This is a genomic window from Streptomyces sp. Act143 (assembly GCF_003143935.1).
Taxonomy (GTDB): domain Bacteria; phylum Actinomycetota; class Actinomycetes; order Streptomycetales; family Streptomycetaceae; genus Streptomyces.
Window position 1 is genome coordinate 1,934,368 of record NZ_QFRX01000001.1, and the last position, 21,247, is coordinate 1,955,614.

At 70.9% G+C, this 21,247-nt stretch carries 15 protein-coding genes and 1 tRNA gene; 3 read left to right on the forward strand and 13 right to left on the reverse strand.

Annotated elements, in window-relative coordinates; all coding sequences use genetic code 11:
* Positions 1-15: 15 nt before the first annotated feature.
* The 6 genes from DI272_RS08655 to DI272_RS08680 form a co-directional block, all read right to left on the reverse strand.
* Positions 16-2,334, reverse strand: a complete 2,319-nt coding sequence (locus DI272_RS08655; protein ID WP_146238314.1) for a DUF4132 domain-containing protein — start codon at positions 2,332-2,334, stop codon at positions 16-18.
* Between the two features lie 77 nt (positions 2,335-2,411).
* Complete coding sequence (locus DI272_RS08660) at positions 2,412-3,830, reverse strand: NarK family nitrate/nitrite MFS transporter (RefSeq protein ID WP_109494781.1); 1,419 nt, start codon at positions 3,828-3,830, stop codon at positions 2,412-2,414.
* Positions 3,831-3,970: 140 nt separating this feature from the next.
* Positions 3,971-5,329, reverse strand: a complete 1,359-nt coding sequence (locus DI272_RS08665; protein ID WP_109494782.1) for a GH1 family beta-glucosidase — start codon at positions 5,327-5,329, stop codon at positions 3,971-3,973.
* Between the two features lie 68 nt (positions 5,330-5,397).
* Positions 5,398-6,237 (reverse strand): carbohydrate ABC transporter permease, encoded by an 840-nt coding sequence (locus DI272_RS08670; RefSeq protein ID WP_109494783.1) that lies wholly within the window; start codon positions 6,235-6,237, stop codon positions 5,398-5,400.
* 7 nt (positions 6,238-6,244) lie between these two features.
* Positions 6,245-7,237 carry a carbohydrate ABC transporter permease gene (locus DI272_RS08675; protein WP_109500744.1) on the reverse strand — a complete coding sequence of 331 codons (993 nt, stop codon included), beginning with the start codon at positions 7,235-7,237 and terminating at the stop codon, positions 6,245-6,247.
* A 5-nt stretch (positions 7,238-7,242) separates the two neighbouring features.
* Complete coding sequence (locus DI272_RS08680) at positions 7,243-8,559, reverse strand: ABC transporter substrate-binding protein (protein ID WP_109494784.1); 1,317 nt, start codon at positions 8,557-8,559, stop codon at positions 7,243-7,245.
* 223 nt (positions 8,560-8,782) lie between these two features.
* On the opposite strand from DI272_RS08680, the gene DI272_RS08685 reads away from it, so the two are divergent.
* Entirely contained in the window at positions 8,783-10,528 is a 1,746-nt protein-coding gene (locus DI272_RS08685) for a coagulation factor 5/8 type domain-containing protein (RefSeq protein WP_109494785.1), read from the forward strand.
* Between the two features lie 46 nt (positions 10,529-10,574).
* Here DI272_RS08685 and fusA read toward each other — a convergent pair whose 3' ends face one another.
* The 3 genes from fusA to DI272_RS08700 form a co-directional block, all read right to left on the reverse strand.
* Entirely contained in the window at positions 10,575-12,620 is a 2,046-nt protein-coding gene (fusA, locus tag DI272_RS08690; protein WP_109494786.1) for an elongation factor G, read from the reverse strand.
* A gap of 389 nt (positions 12,621-13,009) precedes the next feature.
* Positions 13,010-13,097, reverse strand: a tRNA-Leu gene (locus tag DI272_RS08695).
* A 157-nt stretch (positions 13,098-13,254) separates the two neighbouring features.
* The gene (locus DI272_RS08700) at positions 13,255-13,947 is read right to left on the reverse strand and encodes a GntR family transcriptional regulator (RefSeq protein ID WP_109494787.1); all 693 of its coding nucleotides are present in this window, start codon (positions 13,945-13,947) and stop codon (positions 13,255-13,257) included.
* A gap of 453 nt (positions 13,948-14,400) precedes the next feature.
* Here DI272_RS08700 and DI272_RS08705 point away from each other — a divergent pair, with 453 nt between their 5' ends.
* Positions 14,401-14,826: a PAS domain S-box protein gene (locus tag DI272_RS08705; RefSeq protein ID WP_109494788.1), complete on the forward strand. Its 426-nt coding sequence runs from the start codon at positions 14,401-14,403 to the stop codon at positions 14,824-14,826.
* Between the two features lie 67 nt (positions 14,827-14,893).
* On the opposite strand, the gene frc is transcribed toward DI272_RS08705, so the two are convergent.
* Positions 14,894-16,150: a formyl-CoA transferase gene (gene frc / locus DI272_RS08710; RefSeq protein WP_109494789.1), complete on the reverse strand. Its 1,257-nt coding sequence runs from the start codon at positions 16,148-16,150 to the stop codon at positions 14,894-14,896.
* Between the two features lie 56 nt (positions 16,151-16,206).
* Positions 16,207-17,955: an oxalyl-CoA decarboxylase gene (gene oxc / locus DI272_RS08715; RefSeq protein ID WP_109494790.1), complete on the reverse strand. Its 1,749-nt coding sequence runs from the start codon at positions 17,953-17,955 to the stop codon at positions 16,207-16,209.
* Positions 17,956-18,212: 257 nt separating this feature from the next.
* On the opposite strand from oxc, the gene DI272_RS08720 reads away from it, so the two are divergent.
* Positions 18,213-19,787, forward strand: a complete 1,575-nt coding sequence (locus DI272_RS08720) for a FadD7 family fatty acid--CoA ligase (protein ID WP_109494791.1) — start codon at positions 18,213-18,215, stop codon at positions 19,785-19,787.
* Positions 19,788-19,966: 179 nt separating this feature from the next.
* On the opposite strand, the gene DI272_RS08725 is transcribed toward DI272_RS08720, so the two are convergent.
* Both DI272_RS08725 and DI272_RS08730 read right to left on the reverse strand, forming a co-directional pair.
* Positions 19,967-20,911, reverse strand: a complete 945-nt coding sequence (locus tag DI272_RS08725; protein ID WP_109494792.1) for a LysR family transcriptional regulator — start codon at positions 20,909-20,911, stop codon at positions 19,967-19,969.
* Between the two features lie 122 nt (positions 20,912-21,033).
* Positions 21,034-21,246 carry a formate dehydrogenase subunit delta gene (locus tag DI272_RS08730; RefSeq protein ID WP_258314493.1) on the reverse strand — a complete coding sequence of 71 codons (213 nt, stop codon included), beginning with the start codon at positions 21,244-21,246 and terminating at the stop codon, positions 21,034-21,036.
* Position 21,247: the final 1 nt, after the last annotated feature.

Below are 21,247 nucleotides of genomic sequence, written 5' to 3' on the forward strand. Positions count from 1 at the left end.
CCGCCCTCGGCCGCCTCAGGCGTGTCCGTCGATCTGCGCGCGGATGGCCGCGTCGGTCACCTCGCCGTCCGCCGCGAGCAGCACCGCCTTGCTCAGGATCACCGCAAGGCGGTCGTCCTCGAACGGCAGGAAGATCCTGCTGGTGATCCTGGTGCGGGACGGGACGATGCAGAGGTAGGCGTTGTCCGGCTCCATCAGGATGTTGGCCGAGCCGAGGTGGATGCGGTATGTGCGCAGGTCGCCGCGGACGATCAGGAAGCGGCCGTCCAGCGTGCAGCGGTCGGCGATCTTCAGGCGGGGCAGGATGCGGGCGAGGGCGTCCCGGCGGGCCTCGGCGGTCTCGGTGAGGTCGGCGAAACCGGCGCGCTCCCAGTAGGCGCGGGCCGGGCCCTGCTCGGTCCAGTCGGGGTCGGCGGCGATGGAGGTCACGCCGACGAAGAGGTCGACGTCGCGCATCGCCTCGCTGAAGACCAGCGGGGGCACCTCGGTCAGCGGGGCCTGACGCCATCGGCCGTCCACCCGGTGGTCGAAGCGGATCCAGTCCGTCGACGCCACCGGGTCGTCGTCGGCCCAGTCCACGAAGGAGTGGAAGAAGCGAACCCGCCAACGGCCCGAGACCAGCACACGCGTCGCCTCGTCGCCGTCTCCGCAGTCCCACGGCCCGAGCAGCCGACTGCTCCAGCCGCGGGCCCGGAACAGTCCGCGCATCCTGCGGTAGTGGACGAGGTGCGCGGCGAAGCGGTTGGAGTGCAGGCGGGCCTCCTCCTCGGCCGGGGTGAGCCGGTAGATCTCGCGGAAGGCCTGCTTGAACGGCTGCCGCAGCTCCGCGTCGACCAGGCGGTCCCGCCACGCCCGCACCGTGCCGGCGTCGGCGCGGATCGGGTGCCACAGGCGCACGGAGGCGTCGTCGGGGGCGTCGGGCAGGTCGTCCGTCGCCGGCAGGAACGGCCGCCACTCGCCCGGCGCCGTCTCGACCTCCCAGATCAGGCCGCTCACCACCGACCGGGCGAGGGGGTGCCCGGCCAGCTCCGTCCGCCACCACCGGTAGGGGTGCGCGGCACCGACCGGCAGACCGCCCTCCAAGGCGCGCGCCAGCGTGCTCAGTTGGATGTCGACGCGCTTGACCAGGTCCCGCACCTCCTTCACCAGCTCGCCGTGGTCGCGGCGGACCGGAGCGGGCACGCCGCGCAGCGGCCGGCCGTCCTTCTCCCACGTCAGCTCGGCCGTCTCCGTGACCGTGACGACGGCCGCGTAGCCGTCACCCGCCGGCCTGCGCAGCACCCCGGACTCGTCGAAGCCCAGCCTGGGCAGGCGCAGGGCCACCTCCGTCCGCTGTGCCAGGGCCGCCTCGACCTTCTTGAGCAGCTTGTCGAGTTGCTTGGGCACGCCCGCGTGCCGGGTGACCGAACGGGCGGTGCGGATCGCGGTGACCGCCTCCGGGGTCGGGAACTCCTTGGCGGCGCGCACCAGTTCGTACAGCAGTGCCTGTGACGGCACCGTCCGCGCCGCCGTCGGCGCGACCGCGATGCCGGGCAGCAACCGCTCGTACACCTCCGGCAGCCACTTCTCGTCCCGCAGCAGCGCCACCCGCGCGGCCTGTCCGAGCACGGCGACCTCCCGTGCCGTGAACGCCTTGTCGGAGCGGTAGGGGATCTCGCCGGACTGGATGCCGTCGGCGCGGTCGGCCGCTGCTTCCAGCGCGCGCTGGGCGAAGTCGGCGTAGGCCGGGAGGTCGGCCAGCTTCTGCCACACGGCAGGAGTCGACTCCGGCTCGATGTACGTGTTGACGAGGTCGAGCTCGGCCGCCACCGCCCGCTCGGCCGGGGTGAGGCCGGTCAGGACGTCGATCTCCGCCCTGGCGATGGGTCCTTCGCCGAGCCGCTCCGCGACCGCCCGCCGTGTCTCGTCGTCCGCGAGACCGGCGACCAGGAACAGCGAGTACGGGTGCGTGCCGCCCTGCCGTCCCAGCAGGCTCTCGGTCAGGGCGCGCGCGGGCCCGGACAGGTCGGGCCAGGGGCCGGTGCAGTGCGTCAGCGCGGTCACCCCCGGCACGATGTTCACCCCCGGCTCGCTGTGCCGGATCTGCTCGACGAGCGCCTCGAACAGCCGTCGGCAGGCGTCGGGTGTGAAACGCGGCTGCCGTGCCTCGGCCGCGTGCCGCACCGCCAGAGCCGTCCGCCAGGTCGCGGGCGCGGCATCGGTGTGGTGCACCCGGTGCGCGGCCGGGAGCAGGTCACCGAGCTGCTCGTCGGTGAGCGCCGCCAGGTCGGCGGACCGGGCGTCCAGTTCGAAGGCCGGATCGGTCAACGCCCGCGCCAAGTCGTCGTAGAGCATGTCCGGGATCATGACAGGCGGCACTGACAACGGGCCGGGCGGTCGGTCCGCCCGGCCCCGCTGCGGGGGTACGACACTCAGCTCGGCGACTCCGCGCCGTTCCGCGCGTAGTACCACCAGGTGACCGCGATGCAGGTGACGTAGAAGGCCACGAAGCCCCACATCGCGCTGGTCACCGCGAAGTTGGCGAACAGGGCCGGGATGAAGAAGAAGCCGTAGGCGGCGACGGCGGCGGTGAAGCCGGTGACCGCGCCCGCTTCCGTCTCGGTCCGGCGCAGGGCCCTGGTGTACTCCGGGGTGCCCTCGGTCAGGCCCTTGAGGTGCTTGTTGCGGAAGATCACGGGGATCTGGCGGAAGGTCGAGCCGTTGCCGATGCCGGAGAAGAGGAACGCGGCGAGGAAGCAGGCGAAGAAGCCCGCGAAGTTGCCGCCGTCGCCGCCGCTCGGCAGGAAGGTGATCACGCCGGCGATCGAGGCGGCCATGCCGGCGAAGGACAGGATCGTGACGCGGGCGCCGCCCACCCTGTCGGCGATCCAGCCGCCGGCCCAGCGGGCCAGGGCGCCGAGGGCCGGGCCCATCCAGGCGTAGGCGGCGACGGAGTAGGCGGGGAAGGTGGTCTTGATCAGCATCGGCAGGGCGGCTGCGAAGCCGATGAAGGAGCCGAAGGTGCCGACGTACAGCCAGGTCATCACCCAGGTGTGCTTGCGGCGGAAGATCGCCTTCTGCTGCGCGAAGGACGTCGACGCGGTCTTGAGGTTGTTCTGGCCGAACCAGGCGAGGGCGGCCAGGACGAGCAGCACGGGGACCCAGACGAAGGCCGCGTTCTGGAGGTACACCGTCTCGCCGGTCTGCGCGTTCGTCTGGCCGGACCCGATCGCGATGACCGAGCTGGTGATGACGATCGGGGTCAGCAGCTGGACCACCGACACGCCCAGGTTGCCGAGGCCGCCGTTGATGCCGGTCGCGTTGCCCTTCTCGCTCTTGGGGAAGAAGAAGCCGATGTTGGCGAGGGAGGAGGAGAAGTTGGCGCCGCCGATGCCGCACAGGGCGGCGATCGTGGCCATGGTGGCGAAGGACGTGGACGTGTCCTGGATCGCGTACCCCAGCCAGATCAGCGGGACGATCAGGACGACCGTGGACAGCGCGGTGAAGGTGCGCTGGCCGGTCCTCGGGCCCAGGAAGGTGTAGATCATCCGGGCCGTACCGCCGGTCAGGCCGGGGATCGCCGTCAGCCAGAACAGCTGCGAGGTGGAGAAGCCGAAGCCGACGTCCGCGAGGTTGGTGGCGGTGACGCTCCACACCTGCCACACCACGAAGGCCACGAGGAGGGCCGGGACCGCGATCCACAGGTTGCGCCGGGCGACCTTCCTGCCCACGGAGTTCCAGAAGAGCTCGTTCTCGGGCTCCCAGTCGGTGATGTCCCGGCCGGGCCGGTACTGGGCGAGGTCATAGGACCGCCCGGCGACCGTGGTCGTCGCTTCCTGTACGGCAGGCATGGCTGTTCCTGGTGGTGAGGAGGTTGTCCTTGCTTCTTCAGCCTCCTCCCGCGGCGGACGGGACGTCAGGGTCCTAGGGCGTGACCACGAACCGCCCTAGGACCCCGATGACCAGGGACTTTCGCCCCCCCATCCGGCGCTTACGCCGCGTGCCGCTCCCGCCCCCGGTGGGCGCGGATGATCTCCGCGTACCGGTGCCCGGAGCCCTTGATCGTGCGGGTCTGGGTCCGGTAGTCGACGTGGACGAGCCCGAAGCGCTTGTCGTAGCCGTAGGCCCACTCGAAGTTGTCGAGCAGCGACCAGGCGAAGTAGCCGGCCAGCGGGGCGCCCTTGCGGGCGGCGGAGGCGCAGGCGGCGAGGTGCCGGGTGAGGTAGTCCTGCCGCTCGGGGTCGTCGACGGTGCCGTCGGGGCGTACGACGTCCGGGAAGGCAGAGCCGTTCTCGGTGACGTACAGCCTTCGCGCCCCGTACTCGTCGGTGAGGCGCAGCAGCAGGGTCTCGATGCCGCTCGCGTCGATCTCCCAGTCCATGCCGGTGCGGGGAACGCCGTCGCGGCGGACGGAACGGACGTACGGGGCCGGGCCCTTGGGGTCGTCGGCGACGGTCTGCGGGAAGTAGTAGTTCAGGCCGAGCCAGTCCAGCGGGGCGGCGATGACCTCCGAGTCGCCCGCCTTCGACGGGAGTTCGACGCCGTAGACCTCCTGCATGTCCGCCGGGAAGCCCCGGCCGTGGACCGGGTCAAGCCACCAGCGGTTGGTGTGGCCGTCCATGCGGCGGGCGGCGCGCAGGTCCTCCGGGCGGTCGGTGGCGGGGTGGATGGTGGAGAGGTTGTTGACGATGCCGATCTGGGCGCCGGGGGCCACCGCGCGGATGGCCTGGACGGCGAGGCCGTGGCCGAGGAGCAGGTGGTAGGAGGCCCGGACCGCCGCCGTGAGGTCGGTCCAGCCGGGCGCCATCGTCCCTTCCAGGTGGCCGATCCAGGCCGAGCACAGGGGTTCGTTGAGGGTGGTCCAGTGGTGCACCCGGTCGCCCAGCCGCTCGGCGACGACCGAGGCGTACGCGGCGAAGTGCTCGGCGGTCTCGCGTGCGGGCCAGCCGCCGCGGTCCTGGAGGGCCTGGGGCAGGTCCCAGTGGTAGAGGGTGACGGACGGGGTGATGCCGGCCGCCAGCAGTGCGTCGGTCAACTCGTCGTAGAAGGCGAGGCCCTTGGCGTTGACCGGGCCGTCGCCGCCGGGCACGACGCGCGGCCAGGCGATGGACAACCGGTAGGCGTTGGCGCCCAGTTGCTCCATCAGGCCGATGTCCTCACGCCAGCGGTGGTAGTGGTCGCAGGCGATGTCGCCGGTGTCGCCGTTCGCCACCTTGCCCGGGGTGTGCGAGAAGGTGTCCCAGATCGACGGCGCCCGGCCGTCCTCCGCCGCGGCTCCCTCGATCTGGTAGGCGGCTGTGGCCGTGCCCCACAGGAAGTCGTGCGGGAGTGCTGCGAGATCGATGGTCACGTAGGTCCTTTCAGGAGTGGTCGCTTAACGTTCTCGGGGCTGGGGTCGGCTGACGGTCCCGGGAGTGGTCACTTGACGGCGCCCGCCGTCAGCCCGGCGACGAGGTAGCGCTGGAGGAGCAGGAAGCCCGCGACCACGGGCACGCTCACCACCAGCGAGGCCGCCATGATCTGGTTCCAGTACACGTCGTAGAGCGTGGAGTAGCCCTGGAGCCCGACGGCGAGGGTGCGGGTGGTGTCGTTGGTCATCACGGACGCGAACAGCACCTCGCCCCACGCCGTCATGAACGCGTAGACGGTGACGGCGACGATGCCGGGGATCGCCGCCGGCACGACCACCCGGAAAAGCGCGCCGAGCGGGCCGCAGCCGTCCACGAGCGCCGCCTCGTCCAGATCGCGCGGCACCGAGTCGAAGTACCCGATCAGCATCCAGATGGAGAACGGCAGGGAGAAGGTGAGATACGTCAGGATCAGCCCGCCGCGCGAGCCGAACAGGGCGATGCCGGTGGCGTTGCCGATGTTGACGTAGATCAGGAACAGCGGGAGCAGGAAGAGGATGCCGGGGAACATCTGCGTCGACAGGACGGTGACCGTGAAGACGCGCTTGCCGCGGAAGTCGTAGCGGCTCACGGCGTAGGCCGAGAAGACGGCGATCACGACCGAGCAGACGGCCGCCGCGCTCGCCACGATGAGGGAGTTCACGAAGTACCGGGCGAGCGGGACCGTCGACCAGATGTCGATGTACGGCTGGAACGTCACCTCGCTCGGTATCCAGCGGAACGTGCCGGTGACGTCCGCGAGCGGCTTCAGCGAGCTGGAGACCATCACGTACACCGGCAGCAGGACGAAGCCGGCCAGCAGGGTGAGGAACGCCCGCCGGGTCCACAGGAAGGACCGCGGTGGAGCCATGGGGGAACTAGGCATGCGAGGCCCTCCGTCCGCGTGAGGTGAGGGCGAGGTAGACGCCCGTCACGAGCAGCAGGAACAGCAGCAGAAGTACGGACATCGCGGAGCCGGTGCCGAAGTTCCAGGTGACGAAGGAGGCTTGGTAGATGTGGACCGAGATGAGGTCCGCGGCCTCCGGCGCCGACTTGCCGAACAGGACGTACGGCGTGTTGAAGTCGTTGAACGTCCACAGGAACAGCACCAGGATCAGCACCTGGTTGACGGCGCCCAGGGACGGCAAGGTGATGCGGCGGATCTGCTGCCACATTCCGGCACCGTCGAGGGCCGCCGCCTCGTACAGCTCCTTCGGGATGTTCTGGAGTCCGGCCATCACGATGAGGAAGGCGAACGGCCAGCCCTTCCACACGGACACGACGAGCAGGGCGATGAAGCTGTTGTCGCCGATGAGCCAGAAGGACGGCTTGTCGGTGAGGCCGAGCTGGTCGTGCAGGACGTGGTTCACCAGGCCGTTGTCGTGCTGGAACATGAACACCCAGGTGATGACGGCCGCGTAGACGGGCAGTGCGTACGGCACCAGGAACAGCGCGCGCAGCAGGCCCCGGCCGCGGAAGGCGTCCTGCATGCAGATCGCGGCGGTCGTGCCGATCAGCCAGCACAGGCCGACGGAGGCGAGTGTGAAGCCGACCGTGACGAAGAAGGAGTGCAGCAGGGCCTCGCCCACGGGGGCGTCGAAGTCCACCGACATGCGGAAGTTGTCGAGTCCGGCCCAGGGGGCGGCGCCCCAGTCGCGGATGTAGAACTGGGTGAGTTCCTTGAAGCTCATCACGATGCCGATGACCATCGGCACCAGGTGGACGAGCAGTTCGAGGATCAGGGCGGGCAGCAGGAGCAGATAGGGCAGTCCGATGCGGCGCATGCGGCCGGGGCCGCGGCGGCGCGGTCCACGCGCCGCCTGCTCGCCCGACTTCCCTTTGCGCACCGGGAGTTCGACGGTACTGGTCATCCGGGTCACGCCGCCGGCATCTGCGCCTGGGCCTTCTCCAGGGCCGCCTTCACCGACTCGGTGGTCACCGCGCGACCGGCGGCAGCGTCGGCGAACAGGCCCTTGATGGCCGTGCCGACCGCGGTCTCGAACTGCGACTCGTCGGCGACCTGCGGAGCCGCGACCGCGCTGGTGGCGAGGGTGTTCTTCAGGACGCCGTTGGCGGGGGTGTTGAAGGCCGCGTCCGCCTGGGCGCCCTTGACCGGCGGGATGGAGCTGTAGGCGGTGTTGAGGATCTTCTGTTCGGCGTCGCTCGTCATGAACTTCACGAACTTCTTCGCGCCGTCGACGTTGTCGGAGTTCTTGAAGACGGCCAGGTTGATGCCCATCACCATCGAGTTGACGCCGGTGCCGGTGCCGGGGGAGCCGGACTGCACGGGCACCGGGGCGATGCCGAAGGAGTCCTCGCTCATGCCCTGGGACTTGAGGTTCGCCGACGCCGACTGCCACAGCAGCATGGCGGTCTTGCCCTTGGCGAAGTCGCTCACCGACTGGTTCTGCGCGTACTCGGCGTTGCCCGGCGCGATGACCTTGTCCTTGGCCATCAGGTCGACGAACTCCTTGACGCCGGCCACCGCCCCGTCGTTGGTGAAGTCGGGCTTGCCGTCGGCGGTGAAGAAGTCGCCGCCGTGCTGCTTGGCGAAGACGACCGCGTGGTGGATGTTCTCCGACGGGTTCGCGCCCTCCACGCCGAGCGCCCACTTGCCGCCCTTGGACAGCTTCTTGCCGTCCTCGACGAACTCGGCCCAGGTGGTGGGCGGTTGGGCGATGCCCGCGTCGGCGAACATCTTCTTGTTGTAGTAGAGGGCGTATGCCATCGAGTACAGCGGCACCGCGGCCGGGTCCTTGCCCGTCGCGCCGGTGGAGCCGAGGGCGGAGTCGACGAACCGGTCCTTGCCGCCGATGGCCTGGAAGTTCTTCGCGTCCCACGGCAGCAGTGCGCCGGTCGCCTGGAGGGAGGCGCTCCAGGTGTTGCCGATGTTCAGGACGTCGGGGCCCTGGCCCGAGGTCGTCGCCGTGAGGATGCGGTTGAGCAGGTCCGACCAGGGCACGACCTCCAGCTTCACCTCGATGCCGGTCTGCTTCTTGAACTTGTCGAGTTCCGGCTGGAGGACCTTCTTGTCGACCTCGACGCTCGCCCCCTGGTTGGAGGCCCAGTAGGTGAGCGTCTTGGGCGAGTCGTTGGACCCGCCCTCGGTCGACGAACCGCCTCCGCAGGCCGATGCGGCCAGGGCGAGAGACAAGGTGACGGCGCCTACGGCCGCGGCTCGGATGCTGCGCATGGCTCCTGGTGTCCCTTCAGGGAATGCACTCACGGCTTAATTTAGGACGTGAGTTAAACGCCACGCGTTCGGCGCGTCAAGGGGTTGAACAGCACTTGTTGAACTCGGCGACACCCCTTGACGTCCGCGTTTGAACACTGAAGCATCCCTCGGCGAGAGAGCGCTCCCAACCCTTTGGCCGTTCACTTCCTGAACAAGGACTTCCTGCACAAGGAGCCGCCCAATGAGCCCGTCCCCGCTCAGCCGCAGAACCGTCCTCGGCGCCGCGGTCCCCACCGCCCTCGCCCTGTCCGCGACCCCGTCCTGGGGCCGCCCGAACGCCCTCCCCGGAGGCGGCGACCTCGGCCCGAACGTGCTGGTCCTCGACCCGAGCACCCCCGACATCCAGGCCAAGCTGGACGCGGTCTTCGCCCAGCAGGAGTCGGCCCAGTTCGGCACCGGCCGTTACGCCCTGCTGTTCAAGCCCGGCACCTATCACGGCCTCAACGCCCAACTCGGCTTCTACACCTCGATCGCGGGCCTCGGTCTCTCCCCCGACGACACCACCATCAACGGGGACGTGACGGTCGACGCGGGCTGGTTCGGCGGCAACGCCACGCAGAACTTCTGGCGTTCGGCGGAGAACCTGGCACTGGTCCCGGCGAACGGCACCAACCGCTGGGCGGTCGCCCAGGCCGCCCCGTTCCGCCGGATGCACGTCCGCGGCGGCCTCGACCTCGCTCCCTCCGGCTACGGCTGGGCCAGCGGCGGCTACATCGCCGACAGCCGCATCGACGGCCAGATCGGCCCCTACTCCCAGCAGCAGTGGTACACGAGGGACAGCGCCATCGGCAGCTGGCTCAACGGCGTCTGGAACATGGTGTTCTCGGGCGTCGAGGGCGCCCCGGCACAGAGCTTCCCGAACCCGCCGTACACCACCCTCGACACCACCCCCGTCTCCCGCGAGAAGCCCTTCCTGTTCGTCAGCGGCAGCGAGTACCGCGTCTTCCTGCCGTCCCTGCGCACCCACGCACGCGGAGTGACCTGGGGCAACGGCACTCCACGCGGGACCTCGCTCCCCCTGTCGCGGTTCTACGTCGCCAAGCCGGGCGTCACCGCGGCGACACTGAACCAGGCCCTCGCCCAGGGACTGCACCTGCTGCTGACGCCGGGCATCTACCACCTCGACCGGCCGGTCCAGGTGAACCGCGCCAACACCGTGGTGCTGGGCCTGGGTTACGCCACCCTCGTACCGGACAACGGCGTGACCGCCCTGAAGGTCGCCGACGTCGACGGGGTCCGGCTGGCCGGCTTCCTGATCGACGCCGGGCCGGTCAACTCGGCGACCCTGCTGGAGGTCGGCCCGCGCGGCGCGTGGCGGGACCACTCCGCCAACCCCACCACCGTGCAGGACGTGTTCGTCCGCATCGGCGGCGCGGGCGCGGGCAAGGCCACGACCTCCATGGTCGTCAACAACCGGCACACCATCGTCGACCACACCTGGGTCTGGCGCGCCGACCACGGCGAGGGCGTCGGCTGGGAGACCAACCGGGCGGACTACGGCGTGGTCGTCAACGGCTCCGACGTCCTCGCCACCGGCCTGTTCGTGGAGCACTTCAACAAGTACGACGTCCAGTGGTTCGGCGAGCGGGGCCGCACGATCTTCTTCCAGAACGAGAAGGCCTACGACGCCCCGAACCAGGCCGCGATCCAGAACGGCCCGGTCAAGGGGTACGCGGCCTACCGGGTCGGCGACGCGGTGACCGCGCACGAGGGCTGGGGTCTGGGCAGTTACTGCTACTACAACGTCGACCCCACGATCGTGCAGCACCACGGCTTCGCCGCCCCGGACCGGCCGGGGGTGCGCTTCCACGACCTGCTGGTGGTCTCACTCGGGGGCAACGGCCAGTACGAGCACGTCATCAACGAGACCGGGGCGCCCACGTCGGGGCCGTCGACGGTGCCGTCCACGGTGGTGTCGTACCCGTGAACCCGGGGGCGGCCCCGCCCGACCACGGGAGGGGCCGCCGTCCCGGTCACCGGACCGGTGTGACGGCCGGAGCCGGCGCATGGCCGGTGGGCCGGGCCGTGAACGTGCCGCGGCCCTGCGTCCGGCTGCGCAACCGGGTTGCGTAGCCGAAGAGTTCGGCGAGCGGCACGGTGGCCGTGACGACCGCCGAACCAGCACGCGCGGCCGAGCCGGTGACCCGGCCGCGCCGGGCCGCCAGGTCACCGAGCACGCCGCCGACGGCGGCGTCCGGCACGGTGACCGTGACCTCGGCGACCGGTTCCAGCAGCACCATGGCGCAGGCGCGCAGGGCGTCCCGGAGGCCGAGGCGGCCCGCCGTACGGAAGGCCGTGTCGGAGGAGTCCTTCACATGGGTCGAGCCGTCGGTGAGGGTGACGCGCAGCCCGGTGACGCGGTGACCGCCGAGCGGTCCCTCGGCCAGGGCGTCCCGGCAGCCGGCCTCGACCGCCCGGACGTACTCCTGCGGCACCCGTCCGCCGACGACGGTCGAGCGGAACACGAACCCGGCGTCGCCGTCCAGCGGCTCCACGTCGAGGACGACATGGGCGAACTGCCCCGCCCCGCCGTCCTGTTTGACGTGCCGGTACACGAACCCGGACACCCCGCGACCGACGGTCTCCCGGTGGGCCACCCGCGGCCGCCCGGCGTTGACGTCCAGCCCCTGATCGCGTCGCACCTTCTCCAGCGCGACCTCCAGGTGCAGCTCGCCCATGCCGGACAGCACCGTCTGGCCGGTCTCCGGGTCGGTGCGGACGACCAGCGAGGGGTCCTCCTCCGCGAGCCGGGCGAGGGCCTGGGCCAGCCGGTCGGTGTCGGTGGAGCGCACGGCCTCGACCGCCACGGTCACCACCGGTTCGGCGACGCTCGGCGGTTCGAGGACGAGCGGGGCGTCCGGCGCGCACAGGGTCGACCCGGCACGGGCCGCCTTCAGCCCGACGACCGCCACGATGTCCCCGGCGACCGCCCGCTCCAGCCGGTCGTGCCGGTCGGCCCGGACCCGCAGGATGCGTCCGATGCGCTCGGTGCGCCGTACGCCCGAGTCCCACACGGCGTCTCCCTTCTCGATCGTCCCGGAGTACACCCGGAGGTAGGTCAGCCGCCCTGTGGGGGTGGCGTTCACCTTGAACACCAGCCCCGCGAACGGTGCCGCCGGGTCGGCGGGCCGCTCCTGCCCCTCGCTCTCGCCGGTGCCGCGCACCGCGGGTACGTCGAGCGGGGACGGCAGATACGCCACGAGTGCGTCGAGCAGCGGTTCGACACCGCGGTTGCGGTAGGCGGAGCCGCACAGCACGACGACGCCCTCGCCGGAGTGCGTGAGGTCCCGCAGCGCCTCGCCGAGCGTGCCCGCGTCGAGTGCCGCGCGGGCGCAGAACTCCTCCAGCGCCCCCGGATGCAGTTCGGCCACCGCCTCCTCCAGCACCCGGCGCCGCCGCGCAGCCTCACCGGCCAGCTCCTCCGGGATCTCCCCTACGACCATGTCGCCGCCGTCGCCCCAGGTCAGAGCGCGCATCCGGACCAGGTCGACGACCCCGTGGAAGGCGTCCTCGGCCCCGATGGGCAGCTGCACGACCAGGGGTGCCGGGTGCAGTCGCTCCCGGATGGCGGCCACGGCGGCGTCGAGGTCGGCGCCCGCGCGGTCCATCTTGTTGACGAAGGCGATCCTCGGCACGCCGTACCGGTCGGCCTGCCGCCAGACGGACTCGCTCTGCGGCTCCACGCCCGCGACGGCGTCGAACACCGCGACCGCGCCGTCCAGGACGCGCAGCGAGCGCTCCACCTCGTCGGCGAAGTCGACGTGTCCCGGGGTGTCGATCAGGTTGATCCGATGGCCGTCCCAGGCGCAGCTGATCGCCGCCGCGAAGATGGTGATCCCGCGGTCGCGTTCCTGCGGGTCGAAGTCGGTGACGGTCGTACCGTCGTGGACCTCGCCGCGCCGGTGCGTGGTGCCGGTGGCGTACAGGATCCGCTCGGTGACGGTGGTCTTGCCGGCGTCGACGTGGGCGAGGATGCCCAGGTTGCGGACGGTGGTGAGGGGGTTGATGCGAGTGCGCACGGCCCAGGGCCTTTCGAGGTGTTCCGTGAAAAGGGCAGCGCGATTCCCGTACGGAATACGGCACTTGACGTTGCGTCAGGCGTCGATCGGCACGGGCATCCGGTACCGGCCGCGCAGCGGGCACCGGACGCCAGGGGACACGAGGATCACCTCGTAGCGCGCACGGGAAGCGACGGCGGCGGTACGGTCACACACGGCCGGGCTCCCCTCGTTCGTCACGGATCTCGTCGTACGGCACGCCGCTGTTTCCCGGCGGCGTGCGGTGCGTGGCGAGTGTAGGGAAGCGGCCGGCGGCGGGGCATGTGATTTTCCGTGACCGCGGTGGCACCGCGTGACGGACGACCGGCCCCCGGAAAAGCAGAAGACCCCTGAAGATCAGGGGTCTCAGCTGGTGTCCGAGGGGGGACTTGAACCCCCACGCCCGATAAAGGGCACTAGCACCTCAAGCTAGCGCGTCTGCCATTCCGCCACCCGGACCAGGTGTCTGCCGCCCGGCCGGGGCGTTCCCCGCGGCGACATGGACAACAATACCAAGCTTTCGGAGTGCCTTTCACCTGCATATCCGCAGGCCGGGCGGTCGCCCTGGCAGGGCGGCCCGAGGGGGCCGGAAGCGGGACCGTGCGTGAGCGGGGCGTCACTCCTCGCGCTGCCGCTCCCCTCGCTGGTGGTACATCTTCCGCGTGTGCTCGGTGTGCGCCCGCATCGCCTCGGTCGCGCGCCGTTCGTCACGGTCCGCGATCGCCGCGATCAGTTCGCGGTGCTCGATCCAGGACTGGCGGCCGCGCTGCCGCGCGACCGGCGTGTAGTACCAGCGGACCCGGCGGTCGACCTGGGCGGCCAGCTCCGCCAGGACCGCGTTGCCCGCGAGGTCCATGATCTTCGCGTGCAGCCGGGCGTTCGTCGCGACGGCGCCGTCCACGTCGTCGGCCGCGACGGCGCGCTCACCCTCCGCGCACAGCTCCTCCAGGGCCGCGATGGCCGCCGTACCGGCGTTGGCCGCGGCCAGCCGGGCGGCCTCGGCCTCCAGGAGGGTGCGGACGGTGAGGAGCTGGTCGGCCTCCTCGTCCGTCGGTTCGTGCACGAAGGCTCCCTGGGCGGGGCGCAGGTCGACCCACCCTTCCGTGCTGAGCCGCTGGAGCGCCTCGCGCACGGGCTGCCGTGAGACACCGAGATGCCCGGCGAGCTCGCTCTCGACCAGGTGCCGGCCGGGCTGGAGGGCGCGGGTGGTGATGAGTTCGAGGAGTGCCTCGTAGACACGGTCGCGCAGCGGTCCGGGGCGTTCGAGCTTGGGCACGGCTCCCTGCGGCAGGCCTGTCGTCGACAACATGTCGGCCCCTCCTCGTCAGCGTCGTCGCTGCGTGCAGGAGGCAATTATGAATTGGCTTTCGCCTACAGTCTACGGCGCACAAACGCGCGGGCGACCGGGAGTTGCGTGCGGCGGAGGCCAGTTGGGCACGTCGGACGGGCCACGGTGGCCGAAAGCCTTGCTGCCCCCCACTCCATCCTGTAGACAATATTTCGTCGACACTGGACGGCGGACGTCGAGGCGTCCCCATGAGCGTGTTCGCGGGAGCGGGCCGCATCGCCCTACGGGCCGCGGCCGCCCTGGGCTGACCGGCCCCCCGCGGCACGGCGGCGGGACCCTGAGCGGCGGGGAGCGCCCCCTGCGCCGCAGGGGTCCCGCCTCAGCCATGACCGCGGTTCACGCCGCGCGGGCATGGAATCCTGTATACGATCGGCCGTATACTTTCTGCACCAACTGCCCCTGCTCGGAGGCGACATGGAAGATCTGCATCCCGAGGTGGTCCTGGCAATGGCCGCCCAGGCGCCCGACGGCATCGTGATCATCGACGGCGAAGGACTGATCCGCTACTGGAACCAGGGCGCGGAGCGCATCTTCGGGTTCCCGGCGGCCGAGGTGGACGGCCGAAGTCTGGACGTCATCATCCCCGAGAAGCACCGCAAGCGGCACTGGGACGGCTTCCAGGCGGCCATGGCCCGCGGCACCAGCAGGTACGGGGACGCCGACCTGCTGAACGTTCCGGCGCTGACGGCGGACGGGCGCCGGATCTCCATCGAGTTCAGCGTGGTCATGCTGCCGGCCGCCGACGGCGGCATGTACTGCGGAGCGGTCATCCGGGACGTCACCGCGCGCCGCGAGCGCGAGCGGGAGCTGATGCGGCGGCGCGCCGAGGCAGCCGTCTGAACCGGTCGGCGCGCGACCGAGTGGGGCCGTTGCCTTCGCGGCAACGGCCCCGCTCGGTTCCGTGTGCTCACACGATGACGCCGTTCTCCTTCAGGCGGCCGATGGTCTCCTCGTCGTAGCCCAGCTCGACCAGGACCTCCGAGCTGTGCTCGCCCAGCAGCGGGGCGCCGGTGATGTCGGGCTTGAAGGAGGAGAACTTCACCGGGCTGCCGACGGTGAGGTACGTGCCGCGTTCCTTCTGCTCGACCTCGACGATCGTGCCGCTGCGGCGCAGGTCCTCGTCGTAGGCGATCTCCTTCATGCTCATCACGGGGGCGCAGGGCACCTCCCACTCGCGCAGGATGTTCACCGCCTCGTACTTGGTCTTGTCGGCCAGCCACTTCTCGATCTCCGCGAAGATCTCGAAGATGTGCGACTGGCGGGCGCGCGCGGTGGCGTACTCGGGGTGCTCGGCCCATTCGGGGTGGCCGATCACCTCGGCCGTCCGCTTCCAGTTCTGCTCCTGGACGGTGAAGTAGATGTACGCGTTCGGGTCGGTCTCCCAGCCCTTGCACTTGAGCACCCAGCCGGGCTGGCCGCCGCCACCCGCGTTGCCGCCGCGCGGGACGACGTCGGTGAACTCGCCGTTGGGGTACTGCGGGTACTCCTCCAGGTGCCCGACCCGCTCCAGGCGCTGCTGGTCGCGCAGCTTGACGCGGCAGAGGTTGAGGACCGCGTCCTGCATGGAGACGGAGACCTTCTGGCCCTTGCCGGTCCTGCCGCGGTCGATGATCGCGGTGAGGATGCCGATCGCCAGGTGCATCCCGGTGTTGGTGTCGCCGAGGGCGGCGCCGGAGATGGTCGGCGGGCCGTCCCAGAAGCCGGTGGTGGAGGCGGCGCCGCCCGCGCACTGGGCGACGTTCTCGTACACCTTGAGGTCGTTCCAGGAGGACTGGTCGTTGAAGCCCTTCACGGACCCGAAGATCAGGCGCGGGTTGAGCTCCTGGATGCGCTCCCAGGTGAAGCCCATGCGGTCCAGGGCGCCCGGCGCGAAGTTCTCCACCAGGACGTCGGCGTCCCTGATGAGCTTCTCCAGCACCTCCTTGCCCTCGGCGGTCTTGGTGTTGATGGCGAGGGAGCGCTTGTTGCTGTTGAGCATCGTGAAGTAGAGCGCGTCGAGGTCCTCGATGTCCCTGAGCTGACGGCGTGTCACATCGCCGCCGTTGGGGCGCTCCACCTTCAGGACGTCGGCGCCGAACCAGGCGAGCATCTGCGTGCAGGCGGGACCGGCCTGGACCCCGGTGAAGTCGATCACCTTGATTCCGGCGAGCGGCTTTTCACTCATGTCTGCTTCCTTTTCGTGAAGTTGCGTGGTCGAGGTGGCCTGGGAGGTCCAGGCGGTCACTTCTTGGCCGGCGTGATGTTGCCGACGGTGATGCCCTTGGGGTTGAGGTGCGAGATGTGGCCGCTCTCGGTGCCGGCCGAGGGGTCGATCACGCAGTCGATGAGCGCCGGACCGCCGGAGGCGAGGGCCTCGGTGAGGGCGGCGGTGACCTCGGCGGGGGTGGTGGCGCGATAGCCCTTGCCGCCGAACGCCTCGATGAGGAGGTCGTGGCGGGCGGCCGACATGAGGGTCGTCGGTGAGGGGGCGTCGTCGTACGGGTTGGTGTCGTCGCCGCGGTAGACACCGCCGTTGTTCATGATCACGGTCACGACCGGGAGCCGGTAGCGGCAGATGGTCTCGATCTCGATGCCGCTGAACCCGAAGGCGCTGTCGCCCTCGACGGCCACGACCGGCTGTCCGCTCTCGACGGCGGCGGCGATGGCGTACCCCATGCCGATGCCCATGACGCCCCAGGTGCCGCTGTCGAGGCGGTGGCGGGGTACGTGCATGTCGATGACGTTGCGCGCGATGTCCAGGGCGTTGGCGCCCTCGTTGACGAGGTACGTCTCCGGACGCGTGCGGATGACGTCGCGTACGGCTTTCAGGGCGCCCATGAACTGCATGGGGTGCGGGTCGGCCGCCAGGCGCTGGGCCATCTTCGCCACGTTCTGCGCGGAGCGCTCGCCCAGTTCGTCCCGCCAGGCCGAAGGGGCCTGGATCTGGCCCAGCTTGGTGCGTTCGGCAAGGGCGTCGAGCACCGACTCGATGTCGCCGACGAGCGGCGCGGAGATGGGCTGGTTGCTGTCCATCTCCTTGGGGTCGATGTCGATCTGGATGAACTTCGCGTCCGGGTTCCAGCCCGCCTGGCCATGTCCCAGCAGCCAGTTGAGGCGGGCGCCGATCAGCATGACGACGTCGGCCTTCTTCAGGGCCAGGGAGCGGGCGGTGGCCGCGGACTGCGGGTGGTTGTCGGGGAGCAGGCCCTTGGCCATCGACATCGGTACGTACGGGATGCCCGTCGACTCGATGAACTCCCGTACCTTGTCGTCCGCCTGGGCGTACGCGGCGCCCTTGCCCAGCACCACCAGCGGGCGTTCGGCGGAGGCCAGCAGTTCGATCGCGCGGTCCACCGCGTCGGGGGCCGGGAGTTGGCGCGGGGCGGGGTCGACGAGACGGCTCAGCGTCCGCGCGCCCTCCGCCCTGGGCATGATGGCGCCGAGCACCGCGGCGGGGATGTCGAGATAGACACCGCCGGGGCGCCCGGAGATCGCGGTGCGCAGGGCGCGGGCGATGCCGCGGCCGATGTCCTCGACGCGGCTGACGCGGTAGGCGGCCTTGACGAACGGCTGCGCGACGGCCAGCTGGTCCATCTCCTCGTAGTCGCCCTGCTTGAGGTCGACGAGGTGGCGTTCGCTGGAGCCGGAGATCTGCACCATGGGGAAGCAGTTGGTGGTCGCGTTCGCCAGCGCGACGAGGCCGTTGAGGAAGCCCGGTGCCGACACCGTCAGGGCCACGCCCGGCTTCTTGGTGAGGTAGCCGGCGGCGGCCGCCGCGTGTCCGGCGTTGCTCTCGTGCCGGAAGCCGATGTAGCGGATGCCCTGGGCCTGGGCCAGGCGGGCGAGGTCGGTGATCGGGATGCCGACGACCCCGTAGATGGTGTCGACGTCGTTCATCTTGAGCGCGTCGACGACCAGGTGGTACCCGTCGGTGAGCTCGGTCGGCACGTCGGCTGCTGCCGCGGTCTCCTGTGTCGAGGGGGCGGTCATGGTCCGGGGTCCTCCTTGGGCAGGTCCTGCCGGTGCGGCTACTCCTCTCACCATCCGCAGCAGGTCAGCCCGCGTCCAAGACCCATCGGCGACCAGCCGATAAGCAACATCTATCGAGGGCCGGCGAACGGCGTCGCACCTGCCTCGATAGACGGCCGCTATCGGCCGTTCGGCAGTGCGTATTGGACGCCTCACGCGGGTCGCCGCAGGCTCGCAGAGGACTGTTCTCATCGGAACCGCGGCTAGGGGGTGGGGTCATGGCCGCTGTGGTCGCGGCGTCCGAGCGCGAAGCGCACCGGTACCGGCCTCCGACGCCGACGGGTCTTGCCGATCTCCTCGACCGGCAGGTGCGGGAACGCCCCTACGCCCGTGCTCTCGTCGTCGGCGGTGAGCGGGTGCAGCTGTCCTACCGCGCGCTGGCCGGCCTGGCCGGCGACGTGGCCGCCCGGCTCGACGCCGCCGGGCTGCGCAGCGGTGACGCGGTCGGGGTGCTCTCCGCCAACACGGCCGAGTTCGTTGTGGCGTTGCTCGGCGCGGCGCGGGCCGGGCTGGTGGTCGCGCCGCTGGACCCGGCGCTCCCCCGAGCGCAACTCGACGCGCGCGTGAGCGCGTTGGGCGCGCGGGGCGTGCTGGCGGGGCCGCCCGTCGTCGGTGTCCGGCTGTCGAGCCCCGAGTGGCCCCTGCGCGTCGACGTCTCCCGTGCGGGCACGACCGCGGTCACGCTCGATGTCGGCGGCACGGCCCACGTGCGGGGTGCGGCAGCGGAGTTGTCGCGTGACGACGCCCTCGTCCTGTTCACGGCCGGGACCACCGCGCGGGCGAAGATGGTCCCGCTGACCGGTGCCAACATCGCCGCGTCCGTCCGGAACATCTGCGCCACCTACGAGTTGGGGCCGGGTGACGCCACGGTCGCGGTGATGCCGTTCTTCCACGGGCACGGGCTGTTCGCGGCGCTGCTGGCCTCGCTGGCGAGCGGTGGCTGTGTCCTGCTGCCCGAGCGGGGGCGGTTCTCCGCGACGACGTTCTGGGACGACATGCGGGCGGTGGGCGCCACGTGGTTCACCGCGGTCCCGGCCATTCACGAGATCCTGCTGGACCGGTCGGAGCAGGAGTGCCCGGGCCCGCAGACGCCGCCGCTGAAGTTCGTCCGCAGTTGCAGCGCGCCGCTCAACACCGCCACGCAGCGGGCGTTGGAGCGCACGTTCGGCGCGCCCCTGCTGTCCGCGTACGGGATGACGGAGTCCTCGCACCAGGCGGCCAGTGAACCCCTGCCGGGCAGGGGGGCGTTGAAGCAGGGGTCGGTCGGCCGGCCGACCGGTGTCGAGGTGCGGGTCGTCGGGCCAGGCGGACGGCCCTGCCCCGTGGGGGTCGAGGGCGAGGTCTGGGTGCACGGCCCCACCGTCGCCCGCGGCTATCTCGCCGACCCCGACGAGACGTCGTGCACCTTCGTCGACGGGTGGCTGCGCACCGGTGATCTGGGCACGCTGGACGGTGACGGATATCTGTCGCTGACCGGGCGGATCAAGAACCTCATCAACCGCGGCGGGGAGAAGATCGCGCCCGAGCATGTGGAGGACATCCTCGCCGGGTGCCCAGGGGTGGCTGCGGCGGCCGTGTTCGCCGTACCGGACGGGACGTACGGGCAGCGGGTGGGGGCTGCCGTGGTGGTGCGGGACGGCGAGAGCGTGGACGCGGCGGAGGTCCTGCGGTACTGCCGTGACCGGCTCGCGCCGTTCGAGGTGCCCGACCGGCTCGAAGTGGTCGACGCGCTGCCGTACACCGCCAAGGGAGGGCTCGACCGGAAGGCCGTCCAGGCGCGGTACGCGCCGTGAGCGCTAGGGCCTGTCGTCAAATTCCCGTCGTCCGCCCGGAGGGCGGGCCCGGCGGCGTCTGGTGCGTGCGATCGCAAGGCGCCGGAGCGCCCGCGTGGCGGAGTCACGTGGGCGCTCCGGCAACGCGGCGAGCGCGCGTGCCAGGCGTCGCCGGGCAGGCGGGAATTTGACGACAGGCCCTAGGGGACGGCGCGCACGAGGTGTTCGGTGGGCGGCAGCGGACGGGCGAAGACGTCGTCCAGGGCGAGGCCCGTGGCCGCGTTGACGAACGCGCGGGCGGCGAGCGAGCCGGGGGTTCCGGCGTGGATCGCGACCGAGACCTGGGCCCCGGCCGCCGGGTCGACCAGGGGCAGTGCCCGGGTCCGGCCGGCGACCGGCATCGCCCGCAGCCAGGTGTGCGGCACGATGCTCGCCCAACCGCCGCCGCCCACGTGGGCGTAGAGGGAGGCGATCGAGTCGGTCTCGATCTGCGGGGTCACCCCGAAGCCCTTCTCGGCGAAGACCGTGTCGACGATCTGCCGGATGCGCATGTCGGGCGTCAGCAGGGCGAGCGGCAGTTGGGCGGCGTCCGCCCAGGTGACGGTGGCGGACTGGGCGACCGGCTGGTCGTCCGACACCAGCAGCATGTAGCGCTCCTGGTACAGCGGGACGACCTGGAGGCCCTCCTGGTCGCCGGGGTCGAAGTGGGCGATCGCCACGTCGAGTTCGAAGTCGCGCAACTGACGGTGGAGTTCCTTCGTCGACAGCCGGGAGCGGACCTGCACCTTGGCCAGCGGGTGCGCCGCGCAGAACGCGGCGACGGGCAGCGCCAGGGTCGTCGACGCGGTGGGGTCGGTGCCGAGCCGCAGGGTGCCCGTGATGCCCGACTGGACCGCGGCCACCTCGGCCTTGAAGGCGTCCTGCTCCGCGAGGATGCGCTTGGCCCAGACGACGAGCCGCTCGCCCTCCGGGGTGAGTCCTTGGTAGGTGTGGCCGCGGTTGATGAGCGTGACGTTCAACTCCCGCTCCAGCTTGGCGATCGCCGCCGAGAGCGCCGGCTGCGACACGTAGCAGGACTCGGCCGCCCGGGCGAAGTGCCGCTCCCTGGCCACCGCCACGAAGTACTCAAGCTGCCGGAACAGCATGAACGACTCCTCTCTCGCCGGGCGGGCCCGGGGGCTGTAGACGGCCGACGAAGATACTGTATGCAGTATCCGTTCGACGTGTACAGTCCCGGGCGGCCGGAGACGCGACCGCGGGCCCCGCCTCAGCGCAGGAGCCGCACCGCGGCCACGACCTGGGGGTGCAGCCCCTCCGCCCCGGCGTCCACGTGCTCGTAGAGCCTGGCGCGCATGCGGGGGTCCCAGAAGCGGCCGATGTGACCCGCCACCGCCTCGGCGGCCTCCTCCTCCGGCAGGTGTGCCAGGTTCCTGGCGATGTCGTTCGCCATCCTGTGCTCGGCCGGCCCGGTCGACGTCATC

Excerpts from the sequence above, each read along its gene's own strand:
- DI272_RS08655 (WP_146238314.1), bottom strand. The coding sequence starts at position 2,334 with ATGCTCTACGACGACTTGGCGCGGGCGTTGACCGATCCGGCCTTCGAA.
- DI272_RS08660 (WP_109494781.1), bottom strand. The coding sequence starts at position 3,830 with ATGCCTGCCGTACAGGAAGCGACGACCACGGTCGCCGGGCGGTCCTAT.
- DI272_RS08670 (WP_109494783.1), bottom strand. The coding sequence starts at position 6,237 with ATGGCTCCACCGCGGTCCTTCCTGTGGACCCGGCGGGCGTTCCTCACC.
- DI272_RS08675 (WP_109500744.1), bottom strand. The coding sequence starts at position 7,237 with ATGACCAGTACCGTCGAACTCCCGGTGCGCAAAGGGAAGTCGGGCGAG.
- DI272_RS08680 (WP_109494784.1), bottom strand. The coding sequence starts at position 8,559 with ATGCGCAGCATCCGAGCCGCGGCCGTAGGCGCCGTCACCTTGTCTCTC.
- DI272_RS08685 (WP_109494785.1), top strand. The coding sequence starts at position 8,783 with ATGAGCCCGTCCCCGCTCAGCCGCAGAACCGTCCTCGGCGCCGCGGTC.
- DI272_RS08700 (WP_109494787.1), bottom strand. The coding sequence starts at position 13,947 with ATGTTGTCGACGACAGGCCTGCCGCAGGGAGCCGTGCCCAAGCTCGAA.
- DI272_RS08705 (WP_109494788.1), top strand. The coding sequence starts at position 14,401 with ATGGAAGATCTGCATCCCGAGGTGGTCCTGGCAATGGCCGCCCAGGCG.
- frc (WP_109494789.1), bottom strand. The coding sequence starts at position 16,150 with ATGAGTGAAAAGCCGCTCGCCGGAATCAAGGTGATCGACTTCACCGGG.
- oxc (WP_109494790.1), bottom strand. The coding sequence starts at position 17,955 with ATGACCGCCCCCTCGACACAGGAGACCGCGGCAGCAGCCGACGTGCCG.
- DI272_RS08720 (WP_109494791.1), top strand. The coding sequence starts at position 18,213 with ATGGCCGCTGTGGTCGCGGCGTCCGAGCGCGAAGCGCACCGGTACCGG.
- DI272_RS08725 (WP_109494792.1), bottom strand. The coding sequence starts at position 20,911 with ATGCTGTTCCGGCAGCTTGAGTACTTCGTGGCGGTGGCCAGGGAGCGG.
- DI272_RS08730 (WP_258314493.1), bottom strand. The coding sequence starts at position 21,246 with ATGACGTCGACCGGGCCGGCCGAGCACAGGATGGCGAACGACATCGCC.